The organism is Alkalicoccus halolimnae (genome assembly GCF_008014775.2).
Taxonomy (GTDB): domain Bacteria; phylum Bacillota; class Bacilli; order Bacillales; family Salisediminibacteriaceae; genus Alkalicoccus; species Alkalicoccus halolimnae.
On sequence record NZ_CP144914.1, the window covers coordinates 1,183,815 to 1,199,002 of the forward strand.

The following is a 15,188-nucleotide window of genomic DNA, read 5'->3' on the forward strand; positions in this document are numbered from 1 at the left end:
GATAAAAATACAATGTGTGTAATTAAATCGTAACCTAATTGAAATAATTTGTAACAATTATGAGGGAAGTCATTTTAAGGCTGCCGCAGGTCTTTTACTTCCTGCTGCTGCTCCTGCCTTTTAAAAGATTTCAGCCTGTCTTTATTAAATTTAATCATTTTTTCAAAACTTTCATGTTTAACAACAGGCATTTTGCTGCTTTCTTCCTTCATTAATTCTTCATTTTTCAGGAGCTGCAGGTAAAAAACCTGCTGTGCTTTGGTCAGCCTGTCCCATAGGCCGGCTTTTTTCATTTCTTCAATCCATTCTCTCAGGATAGGCGTATCTTTTGCCAGAGTATTAACTATTTCGTACTGCAGGACATCGAGCATTGCAGCTGTTTCTATGGCATTATCAAGTTCCGTGCTCGTAATCGGCTGTTTGTTATCTTCGAGGTACTGAAGCGTATATTGAAAATCATCATATGTTTTTTTATATTTCAGCTGCATATTAAGAACGGTTTTGATCGAGTCATAGCCTTTCTGCAAAGAAGGCTGAGGTTTTTCATCAATTAAATTTAACGGTTTTCTGAAGAAGTCAATGTTTACTCCGGCTCTCATCTGTCCCTCGGTTTTTATTTTTTCAGTTAAACTGTAAAAAAGATGAAGTTTTTCATGCGCTTTATGAACGTCTGCACTATTTTCTGTCCCGTCAGATAAAACGGCACTGCCGGTGATCTGTTTTGCTTTTATGTAGTTGACTAAGTAGTAATCCTGCTCTTTGATTCGGACAGGATAGGGATAAACTAGTACTTTCTCGATCCAGTTTTTCCTGCGTTTTGCTTTTCGTTTTATTGTTGTTTTTTTAAAATTAATCACAAGTACAAGGCCTCCTAATGAATTAAGTATGTAAATATAAGTTTATCATAGGAAACACATGTGGCGTCTTTTCTTTGGTTAAGAGATAAAATAAAGGGGGGAGGAATTCTCAGCAGAGAACTCCTCCCGTTTCGTTATTGAATCATCTGCAGAAAGTCTGCAGCCTCGGTGTATTCTTTTCGGAGCGCTTCCACACGTTTTCTATTTACATCCATATCGTAACAGCCGACTCGAGCTCCCGAGCGGACATCGATGTGACCAGATGATTCATTCAGATAAAACTCCGTATCATCTTTAAATTTCATCACAGGAGAGTGGAATACCACGTGGGCATAATGATCTTCCGCTGCGACCATTTCAGTTCGATCCTGGTTGATAAGAGTTTCTATTAATAAATTCCAGCTGGCTTGGGGGTCGTTATTATAAATAGGAAAGGGAGCGGTGTACTTCCCCCCTGAAGCCTGGGAGGAGACCGCATTTGGAGTGGGAGGCATTTCTGCTAACATACCATTTTCAACGCCCAGGTCGGGCTCTTTATTGTTTTTAATTACGAGATAGGCAATGGAAGAGACGAGCAGGGCGGATATTGTTGAGAAAAGAAATTTCACGGGACGATACCTCCAATTATAATTTTTTATTACTTTTGTATACTATTTCTAAATACCCTCTCAAGTACAGGCTTAGTCATGATATAATAAATCAAATAAACCCTTTTACAATAAATTCCTTTTAATGGATATAAATACAGAAAGCAGGGCTGCTATGAAATGGACAATAAAATCTTTTGAAGAATTGACAGCAGATGAGCTCTATCAAATATTGAAAATAAGAGTGGAAATCTTTGTGGTCGAACAGGAATGCCCTTACCCTGAAATTGACGGCATGGATAAGGCAGCAGAGCACTTATATGCTGTGGAAGATAATGAGGTGAAAGCTTATGCTAGACTTCTGCCGCCGGGAACGATGTATCAGGAAGCTTCCATTGGGCGAGTACTTGTCGCAGGTGACAAAAGAGGAACCGGGCTGGGGAAAGAATTAATGAAAAGAGCGGTAAAGAACCTGGATGAAAACTACAGTCAGACGCCTATACGTCTGCAGGCTCAGGAGTATGCGGAGGCGTTTTATGCTGCATTTTCATTTCAGAGAATCTCGGATACGTACCTTGAAGATAACATTCCTCATGTTGACATGAGAAGAAACAGCATATTTGGGGATGAATTTAAGAATTAAATTGTACCTTTCTGCAAACTGGTAATTTTATGGATAGTTAATCAGATAGCTATATTGAGTGAGAGAGGCTGGGCAGCCTCATTTAACAGATTATAGGAGCGAAGGGGGTGTACCCATTGAGTAACGGAATCGATAATAAAAAAGTGACAGGTTTTCCGGCAGGGTATGCTTATCAGCAGTTAATAGTGGAGGGTACAAAAGCTGTTGATTATGAAATATTGGACATGAATGAAACAATGAAAGAAATAATGAATAAAGTAAGGCTGGATGAGGTAACGGCAGCCAGAGCCGGGAATTCAAAAGAAAACGAAGAGGAAGCTGGATGGCTGGATATTTATGAACAGATTCTTCATTACAAGCAGACCACCCATTTTGAAAAATATTCGCCTGGCGCAGATTCCTGGTACAGAGTTCAGGTTATCCCGCATGATGAGACGCACTTTACTGTAATTTTTACTGACGTTACAGATTCACGGAGAAAACAAAATGGTCTGCAGGCCTTGTTTTCCGGCAGTCTGCACATTCAGCTTCTTTTGGACAAAGAGGGAGTGATCAGCGATGCGAATCCTGCCTGGGAGTCATTAACGAATCTTCAGAAGCATAAGACTAAGGGCACTTCACTGCTTTCTCATGTACATAAAGAAGATCGTTGTATGACTGCGAGGGCCCTTCAGCGCGCTGACGCCGGTGAAACGGTAAAAAACCTGGTCAGCCGGATTCAGACCGGTAATGGAGAATGGCGGTTTATGGAGTGGGGGATGCATGAGCATGAGAGAGTGATTTATGGCACGGCCCTGGATGTGACCGACCGCTATAATAAGGAATTGGAACTGCAGAGGAGAGAAGCTTTTTTGCAGTATCATACGAGCCAGCTCCCAGGAGGCCTTTATCAGCTGGAACTGGATGCAGAAGGTCATATGTCTTTCCCTTACTATTCAGAAAATTTCCGGGAAATATTTGATGTGACTGCAGAAGAATTTCATGATAATCATAACGTGATCTTTAAAAGAGTGCATCCGGATGATAAGCAGCAGGTGCTCGATTTGATTCGTCATTCAAGAGCACACAATCAGCTCTGGTACCATGATTTTAGAATCGTGACAAGGAATAAAGAAATACGCTGGATGAGAGGCCGGGCAAAACCTTTGATTCTGCCTGATGGAGGCTGTATCTGGTACGGATATATATCGGATGTGTCCACTGAAAAAAGAAATGAACTGAAAGCCCGGACGAGGGAAGATCAAATGAATATGCTCATTTCCCAGGTCCCCGGGCTGATTTATCAGTTCCATCTCACTGAATCAGGAGAGCATAAGCTGAAATTCACTTCAGAAGGAATGTATCATCTGATAAAAGTTACACCTGAAGAAGCTTATGAAGATATTAATAAAATGTTCGACCGGATTCATCCGGGGGATTTTGATTTATTTAAAGAAACGATAGAAGAAAGCAGAATTAATGGGAATATATGGCACCTGGATTTCAGGTGTATTCATCCTGACAAAGGCTTACGCTGGTTAAGAGCTAATGCGAAACCGGCTTATTTAGATAACGGGATAACCTGTTTTTACGGCTATACGTACGATATTACCGAATTTAAAGAAAAAGAAATCGCGCTTGAAAAACGGGACCGGCTGATCTCGGACATCTCTGCGCAGGTTCCCGGAGTTATTTATAAGTTTGTCAGCAGCGGGGCAGGGGATTACCGCTTTATGATGGCAACGGGAAGTCTGGGGAATGTATTCGGGAAGGAACTTGAGCATAAACAAGTGACGGACCTCAAACTGGAAAGGTATGTTCATGAAGATGACATGAAGCCTCTTATAGAGAGAATTGATTATTCCAGGGAGGAGGAGACGGAATTCGATGAAACGTTTCGTATCGTGCAGTCATCCGGAATAACAAAGTGGCTTCATGCCGCTTCTTTTCCGAAAAAAATGGAAAACGGCGAAACGATGTGGAACGGGTATTTGACGGACGTTACGGCAGATATGGAAACAGAAAAAGCCTTAAAGGAAAGCGAAGAAAAGTATCGCATCCTGGCAGAAAAAATGGAAAAGATGGCTTATTACGATCCACTTACCGGCCTTCCGAACAGAAGACTCCTTTTTGAACGGCTGCAGCAGCAGTTTCTTCAGGCGAACCGAACGGGATCAAAAGTAGGTGTGCTTTTCATCGATCTGGATAATTTCAAGGCTATCAACGATCGTTTCGGTCATAATGCAGGGGATGCACTTTTAAAAGGCGTAGCTGAAAATCTTAAGCAGGCAATTAGAGAATCGGATATAGTAGCACGTATCGCTGGAGATGAATTTATGGTGGCATTTACGAACGTTTATAACCAATCGCAGCTGGAAAAAGCAGCAGAAAGTATCCAGCAGGTATTCCGTCAGCAGGTAGAAGTAGATGAACATAAAGTAAAAGTGGAAGCTTCTATCGGTGTTTCGATGTACCCTGATCACGGAAAGGACATAGAAGATCTTCTGCGCAAAGCTGATCAGGCTATGTATCAGAGAAAACGGGGGAACAAAAACGGGCTGGCGGTCTATCGGGAGGGCATGACGTTCGCTGATGAGAAGGAAAGCAGGTGAAATCCTCTATTTTGAAAATTTACAGATCAGGTTGGATCCTCAGCATGCCTTTACCAAAATGCAGCAGGGCCTAACTCCTTCAGTCATAAATAAAAACGGCACTGCTAAAAGTGCAGGGGCCGTTCTAAGGCTGTTGAAAAAGTATTTTTTCTGTATTTTTATCCATGGGGCTGTTTCCGCCTTACATGGTCGCTTTCCGGAGGGAACTCTCTCAGCTAACCTGCCTTTGGCAGATGGATCTTCGAATCGTTCTACGTCCTCCAGGAGTCGACCATCCGGCTCCAACAGCCCGATGGATAAAGGATGGTCTTACGAAAGCAAAGGTAGAACACTGCTGTCGCTCCTGAAAACCCCTATTTTCTCCGAAGGGTCCGGCGGAGACGCCAGTGGGATATAAGCGCAGTCTGAAGATCATTTCCCCTGCCCTGGAGGCAGGGGAAATAGCTGAAGACAAGCCCCACGGCAAGCTTCCGCCGGTAAGCTAAGGAGAAAATACAAGGAATCGAATACATGTACTTTTTTCTTTACTTAATCAACACTCTGAAGAACGGCCCCTGCTAAAATTGCAGGGGCCGTTCTTAATTTAGAGGAAGTTTACAGAATATATACTCTCGTTTCAAACGGTCGAAGTTCCAAAGAAGATACGTGTTCGTGAGGTTTTACACTTTCATAGTTTTTAAGGGCAAGCTGACTTTCGGAAACAGCAGGAACATCATCTTCAGCTTCCCAGATGGCATGATCTTTTGTCAAATTGGAAATAACAATTGCTTTTTTACCATCTAATTCACGCAAATAAGCATAAACCTGTTTATCTTTTTCCATAAGGAGCTCATAGGAACCATAAACAAAGAGTTCATTTGTGCGTCGAAGCTGAATCAGATTTTTATAAAAGTTAAGAATGGAGAATGGATCTTTTTCCTGCGCTTCGACATTTACTTCTTTGTAATTCGGGTTCACTTTCAGCCATGGAGCACCTGCGCTGAATCCTGCATTCACGGAAGCAGACCACTGCATCGGTGTACGGCTGTTATCACGGGAAGTAACTGCAAGAACGTCAATGGCTTCGGCAGCTTGGCCTTCCTCTGCCTTTTCTTCATAAAGATTAATCGCTGCCACATCATTATAGTCCTCAATTGAATCAAAATAAATATTCGTCATTCCAATTTCCTGCCCCTGGTAAATATAAGGGGTTCCCCGCATCAAAAAGTACATCGCAGCCAGAGAGGTGGCACTTTCTCGCCAGTAAGATTCATCGTCTCCCCAGGTAGAAACAACACGTGCTTTGTCATGATTTTCAATGAACAAAGCGTTCCAGCCATCTGTTTCAAGACCTTTCTGCCAGCGTGTGAGAATTTTTTTCAAATTAACGATGTCGAGTCCTTCACCCGTTTCGTGGTCCCACAGATCTAAATGCTCAAACTGAAAGACCATATCCATTTTACCTTCCTCACCGACCCACATATGAGCTTCTTCAATGCCAACTCCGTTGGCTTCTCCTACGGTCATAGCATGAGGATAGTTGCTGTAGGTTTTTTCCTTAAATTCCTGAAGAAATTTATGAATACCCGGCTGATTCATATGATGATCGAAGGAGGAAACATATTTCCTGCCATCCGGATTAGGCATATCAGGGAATCCCTCTGTTTTTTTAATATGGCTGATTGCGTCAATACGGAAACCGTCCACTCCTTTATCAAGCCACCAGTTCACCATATCAAACAGAGCGTCACGCACTTCCGGGTTTTCCCAATTAAGGTCAGGCTGGCGCCGGCTGAATACATGAAGAAAATACTGATCTGTTTTTTCGTCATATTCCCAGGCAGAGCCGCCAAAAATACTTTCCCAGTTGTTCGGTTCCTGCCCATTTTTACCATCGCGCCAAATGTACCAGTCCCTTTTCGGATGATTTTTATCAGACCGGGATTCGATAAACCACTGATGCTCATCGCTGGAATGATTTAAAACAAGATCGATGATTAGTTTCATTCCACGGCTGTGGCATTCCTCAAGAAGTTCATCAAAATCTTCCATTGTTCCAAAGTCCTCGAGAATATCCTGATAATCAGAAATATCATAACCGTTATCATCAAGAGGTGATTTATACATTGGACAAATCCAGATAAAATCTATTCCAAGCTCCTGCAGGTAATCCAGACGCTGTATCATTCCGCGCAGATCACCAAAACCATCACCGTTACTGTCCTGGAAACTTCGCGGATATACTTGATATCCCACTGCTTCTTTCCACCATGTTTTATTTGTCATCGTGTCACCTCATCCATTAATTTTATATGTGTGCCTCAAGTTGTGCAAACGGTTTTCCAAAATGTAAAAAATAAAAAAGCTTTAAGCTCTGTCATTAGGGTACTTTACTATAATAACGAACTCTACAAAGAAATACAATGCAGCATCTGTCAGTCCGAAAGGCTTTTAAGAAAGGTTTCATACTTTTTAAATAAAGGAAAAGTATCAGTAAAGCCAGCCCGAAAGGAGTATTTATGTTGAAACAGAAAGTCATTTTTTTAATCGTGCTTTTCACCCTTCTGCCGGTGTCAGCTTCTGCCCACGTAAAATGGTTCACAGAAATTGAAGCAGAACGGGCAGCCATCGAAACGATAATCAGCCCTTTCTTTGTTATTACTGCTTTGATTTGTGCAACACTTCTTGCTATGCTTCCACAGCTTATTCCACGTTTTCAACTGGATCATGACCCTGAAAAAGTCGTCAAATGGGTGTCTGTGGTTCAGCCTTATACGTTTTTCATAATTCAATACGGTCTGGCCGTTACTTTAGTGATGCAGGTGTTAACTCACGGCCTTTTTGCTCCGGAATTAATTGCTCCGGAAGGAATTCTCGGCTGGCTCGTATACGTAACAATTGTGCTGCTTCTCATACCACACCGGTTTACAGCCAGGACAGCCGGAGTGCTGCTGCTCGTTCAGTTTGCTTTCACCACTTATGCACACAGCTTTCTTCACATGATGGATTATGTGTTTTATCTCGGCATGATTTTCATGCTGCTTTTTCACAAAACGAAGCTGATGCCATTTAATCTGGGTATTCTATACTTAACAACGGGAGTTTCCTTATGCTGGGTAGCCGTGGAAAAGTGGGTGTACCCGGGAATGTCGGTAAGTGCAATTGTCAATAATGACGTTCCGACTTTTGGCATTATGCCGGACACGTTTGCTGTCATGGCCGGGTTCATTGAATTTATGGTCGGCTATCTGCTTATCGTAGGGATTTTAAATCGGATATTAAGCCTCGTCCTTACGATGATATTTATTAGTACGACAATGCTTTTCGGCTGGCTGGAAATAGTCGGTCATTTCCCGATTCATCTGATTCTGTTCATTTTTATTATTGAAGGGAAATCTTTTTATAAGCCGCCGATTGAGCACCACAGTACCCGGGTCGGAAGAATGGCATTTATTTTTTCAAACTTCCTATTCGCTGTTGCCTTTCTTCTGCTTATTTACTACCGCCTTGCTTAGGTCAGTCGGTAGTACTTCGAGAAACAAAATAATTATGGTAAAGTAAAAGCAGAGAAAAATAGAAAGGCAGCGAGTGGCAATGCGATTAATTTGGAACTATTTAATAAAATACAGACTGGCTGTAGCGGCTGCGCTTTTCCTTACTCTGGTCGAACTTGGAGTGGAATTGATTCAGCCGCTTCTCATTGCAAAAATAATTGATGAGGGCATTATGGCTGAAGATACCGGCGTTGTACTCACCTGGGGAGGAATTATGCTTTTCCTTTCCCTGATTGCCTTTGCAGCAGGTATTATAAATTCTTTTTATGCAGCGCATGCAAGTCAGAACACCGGCTTTGACCTGCGGACGGACCTCTACAAACGGATTCAGACATTTTCTTTTAAAAATTTTCAGCAGTTTCCAACCTCTTCCTTGTTAACAAGGATTACGAACGACATTCAGCAGCTGCAGAATACAATTTTCATGAGTCTGCGTATTATGCTGCGGGCACCTCTGCTCGTTGCAGGCTCTGTCATTATGGCTCTATTTGTCAACTGGCAGCTGGCTATGGTTCTTGTTGCTGCCGTTCCGCTTTTGATTGCAGTGCTGCTAATAATTATGCGGACAGCCGGCCGCCTGTTTAAACAGGTGCAGGCAAGAGTCGATAAAGTTAATAACGTCGTTCAGGAAAATTTAACAGCCATCCGGCTGATTAAATCATTCACTCGCAGACCGTATGAGTCGGGGCGCTTCCACGACGCATCTGAAGATCTGCAGCATAAAACGGTCAGGACGATGAGAATCGTCGAGGTTTCCATGCCGCTCATACTCCTGGTTATGAACGGGTGCATTATGGCTGTTCTCTGGTTTGGTACAACGAGCATAAATACCGGAGCGGTTACGGTAGGTGAAGTGGTAGCGATCATCAATTACATTACAAGGATGACAGGGGCCTTATCCATTTTTTCTATGATCATTATTATATTTTCAAGAGCTAAAGCATCCGCTGAACGTGTGTCGGATGTGCTGGGCACTGAGGAAGACATGAAACAGGAAACTGCCGAAGCCCCATTATTCCGGGGGGATATTACTTACGAAAACGTCTCGTTTCACTATCCTCAGAAAAAAGAGAAAGTTCTCGAGAATATTGATTTTCACGTCAGGGCTGGTGAAAGAATCGCGATTCTCGGCGCTACAGGCTCCGGAAAGACGTCCATGTTTCAACTGCTTCCGAGATTATATGACGCCGGCTCAGGCAGTGTGAAAATAGACGGTTTGAGTGTGGAACAGTTTACATGGAAAAGTCTGCGCTCTCAGATCGGCTACGTGCCGCAGGAAGCGATGCTGTTCACTGGTTCTATTAAGGAAAATCTGCGCTGGGGAAAAGAAAAAGCCTCCAAATCAGAAATGATTGATGTTCTCCGGGATGCACAGATATACGATACGGTCGCTGAGCTGCCTGATGGTCTCGATACGAGAATCGGTCAGCGCGGAGTGAATTTATCCGGGGGTCAGAAACAGCGTATTTCCATTGCGAGAGCCCTTATCCGCAGGCCGCGGATTTTACTGCTGGATGACAGTACGAGTGCCTTGGACGTAAAGACGGAGAAACGGCTTCTTCAGGCTTTGACGAAGTACCGCTGTACGACGCTCATGATTACTCAGAAGATGAGTACGACGATGGAGGCAGACAGAATCCTTCTCCTTGATGAAGGGAAACTGATTGCAGAAGGCACACACGAAGAGCTTCTGACTTCGTCCCCATTATATAAAGCGATTTACGAATCCCAGTTTGGAGAGGAGGGAGGAGACTATGCGTAATGAATGGACGGAGCCGTTCCGTCAGCCTAAATTAAATACTGATCCGGATTCGACTGAGAAGAAAAAACGTGCGGAGGACTGGCAGGGCACATTGAAACGGATCTGGTCCTACTTAATGGCTCACCGGCGGATGCTGTTTATGGTCATCCTTATGATTACGCTGAGTTCTCTGCTTGCTCTCGCTGGTCCGCTTATTGTAGGTCTTTCCATCGACAATTTTCTCGTCGATGGAAACATGGAAATGATTGTTTATGTTCTTCTGGCTCTAGGTGTCGTGTATATTCTCCACGCAGCGACTGTGTTTCTTCAGCATTTCTGGATGGTAAGTATTTCGCAGAAAACGGTCTACACGATACGCACCGGGCTTTTCGATCACATGCAGAAACTTCCGATTCCTTTTTTCGACCGCAGACAGCATGGAGAGTTGATGAGCAGACTCACAAATGACATAGAGAACATAAGCAATACGCTGAACAGCTCTGTGATTCAGATTTTTCAGAGTGTCCTCACTCTTGCAGGCATTCTTATCGTCATGCTTTACTTAAGCCCGCTGTTAACGCTTATTACTCTAATAATTGTCCCGTTGATGATTGCTGGAATGAAGTGGATTACGAAGCGTACAGGGCCGCTTTTTAAAGCTCAGCAGCAAAATCTCGGGGAGATGAACGGATACGTTCAGGAAACGATGAGCGGCCAGCGGATTATTAAATCCTTCTCTCAGGAGGAGCGGGTCATGCGGGAGTTTGACGAAAAAAATCAAAACCTGCGCCTCTCCGGCTTCTGGGCTCAGACGATCTCCGGCTTTATTCCAAAGCTGATGAATATGCTTAATAATGTCAGTTTTGCTGTCATTGCTGGGGTGGGAGGCCTGCTTGCTCTTCAAAACATGGTGACGATAGGTGTCATTGTCATATTTGCTGAGTATGCCCGGCAGTTTACCAGGCCGCTGAACGACCTGGCTAACCAGTTCAATGTCCTGCTTTCCGCCATCGCAGGAGCGGAGCGCGTTTTTTCCATTATGGATGAAAAAGATGAACTGCATGAAGATGAAGGAACAGAAGAGCTTCCGATTTCCGAAGGGCGGATAGCATTCGAAAATGTGCGTTTCGGATACGGAGAAGAAGTAACCATCAATAATGTTTCTTTTGCTGCGGATAAAGGGGAGACAGTAGCTTTCGTCGGTCCGACCGGAGCTGGGAAAACAACTATCATCAGCCTGCTTTCCCGCTTTTATGATCCGGATCAGGGAGCGATTTTAATCGATGGAAAAGATATCCGGCAGGTAAAAAAAGAATCGCTGCGCAGACATATGGCTTTTGTGCTGCAGGATTCTTTCCTGTTTGCAGGTACGATCCGGGAAAACATCCGCTACGGAAAACTGCAGGCAGCGGATAAAGAAGTTGAGCAAGCAGCTGAACTGGCGAATGCCTACTCGTTTATCGCGAAAATGCCGGATGGTTTTGATACGAAGATTGATGCAGAAGGGGGTGGGATCAGCCAGGGGCAGAAGCAGCTGCTGTCTATAGCAAGAGCTCTTCTGGCCGATCCGGCGATTCTCGTTCTTGATGAAGCCACGAGCAGTATTGATACGATTACGGAGTTGAAAATTCAGGAAGCGCTGCGCCGCCTGATGCATGGAAGGACAAGCATTGTCATTGCCCACCGACTGAATACGATCCGGGAGGCAGACCATATCATTGTCCTCCAGGAAGGAAGCGTAACGGAAGCAGGGAGCCACGAGCAGCTTCTTGAAACAAAAGGTTTTTATGCTGATCTGTTTTACAGCCAGAAGCTGTCTTAACAGATCAGCTTTTTTTCTCCCGTTCATCCCATTCCTCGTCCGTCATCGGAGAAGTGTTTTTCAGGAAAAAGGCAAGAATAAAACCGATAAACGTCAGGATCGTGATGACGAGCATAGCTGTATTGAGACCGACGATGTCAGGCGTCGTTGAAGGCGAATCGACGTTTACGGTCTGAGCGGTTGTCGTCATGACCGTAACGAGAAGAGCGGTACCGACAGAAGCGGCGATCTGACGCATCGTATTGTTCATGGCCGCTCCGTGAGGGATTAATTTTCTCGGCAGTTCATTTAATCCGGAAGTCGTAACGGGCATCATGACCATCGAAAACCCGAACATTCTCAGCGCAAACAGAAAAGCCAGCAGAGTCATCGTCGCATAAATATCTATAAACACGAATCCGAGCGTTGCTATAGTCATAATCGTCAACCCTGTGAAAGCAAGAGCCCTTGCCCCGTACTTATCGAATATCATGCCTGTAATTGGAGACATAAGACCGGAAATCAGAGCGCCGGGAAGAAGGACGAGCCCGGAATCAAGCGCGGTAAACTCTCTCATTTCCTGCATATAAAGAGGAATCAGTGTTTCCAGGCCGATGAGACCGAGAAAACCAATCATTCCGATAATTGTTGCTAACGTGAACGTCCTCAGCTTAAACACGCGGAATTCAAGCATAGGATGGTGCATAGCGAGCTGCCTTTTAATAAATAAGAAGAGCGTAACGGCGCTGACGGCAAGCGTAATTAAAGTAATTCCTGCTGTCCATCCATTGTTTCCTGCACTCGTAAATCCGTAAAGAAGGCCGCCGAAACCGACGGAGGAGAGGGTTATGGAAATCGGATCTACTTTAGGATTTTTCAGTTCAGTTACATTTTCAAGAATTTTGTAGGCGATGACTGTAATAATGATTATAAGTGGAAGAATGATCCAGAATAAAAATCGCCATTCCAATGTGTCTGTAATCCATCCCGAAAGAGCAGGACCGATTGCTGGAGCGAAAGAAATGGTCAGGCCCACGTAACCCATCACAGTTCCGCGTTTTTCCACCGGGAAAATGAGCAGAAAAACGGTCTGCATCAGCGGGAGCATAATACCTGCTCCGGCTGACTGAATGACTCTTCCGGTAATGAGCATTTCAAAATTGGTGGAAAGGCCGCCCACAATGGTTCCCAGAGCAAAAGTAATCATTGCAGCCATAAAAAGCTGTCTGGTCGTGAATTTCTCGATGAGAAAAGCGGTAATTGGTATCATTATGCCGTTTACGAGCATAAAAACGGTTGTAAGCCATTGAGCTGTATTTGCCGTGACATTCATTTCCTGCATAATAGGAGGAATAGCCGTTATCATGAGCGTCTGATTCAGTACGGTGACGAATGCACCGGTGAGCAGAATAGCGGCAATAAGTATATTGTTCGGTTTTTTAGGCATAAAATAAAATCCCTTCTGTATCTCTCTTATATCTTCTTTTCTGGACTCTTTTAAAGTCGTTCAAAAAGTTTTATAGAGTAAACATGGCTTTCGTAATAAAATCACATTCCGATTATTCTATCACTATTCCCCGTTAAAAACAAAACGCTGAGGGGAGAAGAAAAGACTTTTTCCTAAGTGCGATAGACGTCAGACTTCTAATTCAGTATAATATAAAGACTAAAGACAAGTGGTAGAAGGAGCTGGGAAATAATGAAGGACCGAAGCAGCAGCCGGTTGATCCGGGTGGCAGACCGAAAAGAGAAGGCGGATCTTGTGTTCAAACAGGCGAGAATAGTTAACGTTTTTTCCAGGGAGATAGAAACAGCAGATGTAGCAGTTGCAGAAGGGAAAATCGCCGGTATAGGCTCTTATGAAGGACTGGAAGAAATTCAGATGGATGGGAAGTATCTCGTTCCCGGTCTAATTGATGGACACGTGCATATTGAGTCTTCTATGGTCTCCCCGAGCCGGTTTGGAGAGGTAGTCGTTCCTCACGGAGTGACGACAGTTATTACCGATCCTCATGAAATTGCCAATGTATCGGGGAAGGAAGGCATCCGGTACATGCTGGATGATTCAGAGAAAAGCCCTTTGAACGCTTTATTTATGCTCCCTTCCTGTGTGCCGGCTACCCCGTTTGAAAACTCCGGTGCAGAGCTTACTGCTGCAGATTTGAGAGAATTTTATGAGCATCCCCGCGTCATCGGACTGGCAGAAGTGATGGATTATCCTTCTGTAGCATCCGCCTCTCCGGATATGATGAAAAAAATTAAGGATGCCTACGATCATACCCGCAACGTGGATGGTCATGGCGCAGGATTTACTCCTCATCAGGTAAATCTTTACCGGGCTGCAGGCATTCTGACGGACCATGAGTGTACGACGGCTGAAGAAGCAGAAGAACGTGTCCGGCGCGGAATGTATGTCATGATCCGGGAAGGCTCGGCGGCGAAAGATCTTCAAGCCCTCCTGCCGGCTGTAAAGGAAACAAATGGACATCGTTTCTTATTCTGCACAGATGATAAACACCTCGATGAGCTTCTGACTGAAGGAAGTATTGATGCGAGCATCCGTATAGCTGTCGAGCGTGGATTGGACCCGCTGATGGCGGTGCAGATGGCGACGATAAATGCCGCCCAATGTTTCGGACTTCATGAAAAAGGAGCGGTTGCACCAGGATATGATGCCGATCTGCTCATCGTTGAAGATCTGCATGATTTTACTATTAAAGACGTTTATCAGGACGGACACCGAACCGCTGCGGATGGGAAAATATTATCAGAAACACCTCAGCATCCAATTCCTCGTGCATTAACAGAATCTGTCCACGTACCGGAATTGACGGAAGATTCTTTTAAAATACGTGCCGAAAAAGACACAGCTCTCTGCATTGACTATGTACCGAACAGCATCGTAACTAAAAAAGCAGACATCCTTCTTCCAAAGCAGGCGGAAGAATTTCTTGCCTCCCCGGAAGATGACGTCATGAAACTTGCTGTAATAGAGCGGCATAAGAATACGGGGAATATCGGGCTGGGTTTTATCCGCGGCCTGACGTTTAAAGAAGGAGCGTTTGCTCTGACTGTGGCACATGATTCCCACAATATTGTGACTGCCGGCTATACTGATAAAGATATGAAAAAAGCTGTGGAAACAGTTAAAGAAATGCAGGGGGGACTTGCGCTCGTGAAAAACGGAGAAGTGACAGCGAGTTTTTCATTAACCCTCGGAGGACTGATGTCTACAGCAAAAGCTGAAGAAGCGGTAAAAGATCTGATTTCCGTTGAAAAAGGATTTCAATCCCTCGGGTTTACAGGGGATTTCAACCCGCTTTCTGCTTTGTCGTTTATGTGCCTGCCCGTCATTCCTTCACTGAAATTAACTGATATGGGATACTTCGACAGCGGGACGGGACGTCATACAACAGTATGAATGGTAATTGTTTG

10 protein-coding genes are annotated in these 15,188 nt (G+C 44.2%); 6 read left to right on the forward strand and 4 right to left on the reverse strand.

The annotated features are described in order from the left end of the window. Nucleotides 1-74: 74 nt before the first annotated feature. Complete coding sequence (locus FTX54_RS05205) at nt 75-857, reverse strand: hypothetical protein (protein WP_147804012.1); 783 nt, start codon at nt 855-857, stop codon at nt 75-77. 134 nt (nt 858-991) lie between these two features. Further along, on the reverse strand, nt 992-1,465 hold the full coding sequence (locus FTX54_RS05210) for a DUF1499 domain-containing protein (RefSeq protein ID WP_147804013.1): 474 nt from the start codon (nt 1,463-1,465) through the stop codon (nt 992-994). 154 nt (nt 1,466-1,619) lie between these two features. Here FTX54_RS05210 and FTX54_RS05215 point away from each other — a divergent pair, with 154 nt between their 5' ends. Together FTX54_RS05215 and FTX54_RS05220 are read left to right on the forward strand one after the other, a co-directional pair. After that, entirely contained in the window at nt 1,620-2,087 is a 468-nt protein-coding gene (locus FTX54_RS05215; protein ID WP_147804014.1) for a GNAT family N-acetyltransferase, read from the forward strand. 116 nt (nt 2,088-2,203) lie between these two features. Further along, nucleotides 2,204-4,678, forward strand: a complete 2,475-nt coding sequence (locus FTX54_RS05220; RefSeq protein WP_147804015.1) for a diguanylate cyclase domain-containing protein — start codon at nt 2,204-2,206, stop codon at nt 4,676-4,678. Between the two features lie 594 nt (nt 4,679-5,272). Here FTX54_RS05220 and FTX54_RS05225 read toward each other — a convergent pair. Further along, nucleotides 5,273-6,943, reverse strand: a complete 1,671-nt coding sequence (locus FTX54_RS05225) for a glycoside hydrolase family 13 protein (RefSeq protein ID WP_147804017.1) — start codon at nt 6,941-6,943, stop codon at nt 5,273-5,275. Nucleotides 6,944-7,176: 233 nt separating this feature from the next. On the opposite strand from FTX54_RS05225, the gene FTX54_RS05230 reads away from it, so the two are divergent. From FTX54_RS05230 to FTX54_RS05240, 3 genes are all read left to right on the forward strand, one after another. Beyond that, nucleotides 7,177-8,172 (forward strand): DoxX family membrane protein, encoded by a 996-nt coding sequence (locus FTX54_RS05230; RefSeq protein ID WP_147804018.1) that lies wholly within the window; start codon nt 7,177-7,179, stop codon nt 8,170-8,172. Nucleotides 8,173-8,251: 79 nt separating this feature from the next. Then, nucleotides 8,252-9,973, forward strand: a complete 1,722-nt coding sequence (locus FTX54_RS05235) for an ABC transporter ATP-binding protein (RefSeq protein ID WP_147804151.1) — start codon at nt 8,252-8,254, stop codon at nt 9,971-9,973. Then, a complete protein-coding gene (locus tag FTX54_RS05240; RefSeq protein ID WP_147804019.1) occupies nt 9,966-11,774 on the forward strand; it encodes an ABC transporter ATP-binding protein in 1,809 nt (602 codons plus the stop codon). The genes FTX54_RS05235 and FTX54_RS05240 overlap by 8 nt, the downstream gene beginning before the upstream one ends. Before the next feature lie 4 nt (nt 11,775-11,778). Here FTX54_RS05240 and FTX54_RS05245 read toward each other — a convergent pair whose 3' ends face one another. After that, nucleotides 11,779-13,200: an MDR family MFS transporter gene (locus FTX54_RS05245; protein WP_147804020.1), complete on the reverse strand. Its 1,422-nt coding sequence runs from the start codon at nt 13,198-13,200 to the stop codon at nt 11,779-11,781. Between the two features lie 252 nt (nt 13,201-13,452). Between FTX54_RS05245 and ade the strand changes: the two genes are divergently transcribed. Continuing rightward, nucleotides 13,453-15,174, forward strand: coding sequence for an adenine deaminase (gene ade / locus FTX54_RS05250; protein ID WP_147804021.1), 1,722 nt, complete (start codon nt 13,453-13,455; stop codon nt 15,172-15,174). Nucleotides 15,175-15,188: the final 14 nt, after the last annotated feature.

What these genes read in the sequence shown, in the direction of transcription:
- FTX54_RS05225 (WP_147804017.1), bottom strand. Translation starts at nt 6,943, where the DNA reads ATGACAAATAAAACATGGTGGAAAGAAGCAGTGGGATATCAAGTATAT.
- FTX54_RS05245 (WP_147804020.1), bottom strand. Translation starts at nt 13,200, where the DNA reads ATGCCTAAAAAACCGAACAATATACTTATTGCCGCTATTCTGCTCACC.
- FTX54_RS05235 (WP_147804151.1), top strand. Translation starts at nt 8,252, where the DNA reads ATGCGATTAATTTGGAACTATTTAATAAAATACAGACTGGCTGTAGCG.
- FTX54_RS05215 (WP_147804014.1), top strand. Translation starts at nt 1,620, where the DNA reads ATGAAATGGACAATAAAATCTTTTGAAGAATTGACAGCAGATGAGCTC.
- FTX54_RS05230 (WP_147804018.1), top strand. Translation starts at nt 7,177, where the DNA reads ATGTTGAAACAGAAAGTCATTTTTTTAATCGTGCTTTTCACCCTTCTG.
- FTX54_RS05240 (WP_147804019.1), top strand. Translation starts at nt 9,966, where the DNA reads ATGCGTAATGAATGGACGGAGCCGTTCCGTCAGCCTAAATTAAATACT.
- ade (WP_147804021.1), top strand. Translation starts at nt 13,453, where the DNA reads ATGAAGGACCGAAGCAGCAGCCGGTTGATCCGGGTGGCAGACCGAAAA.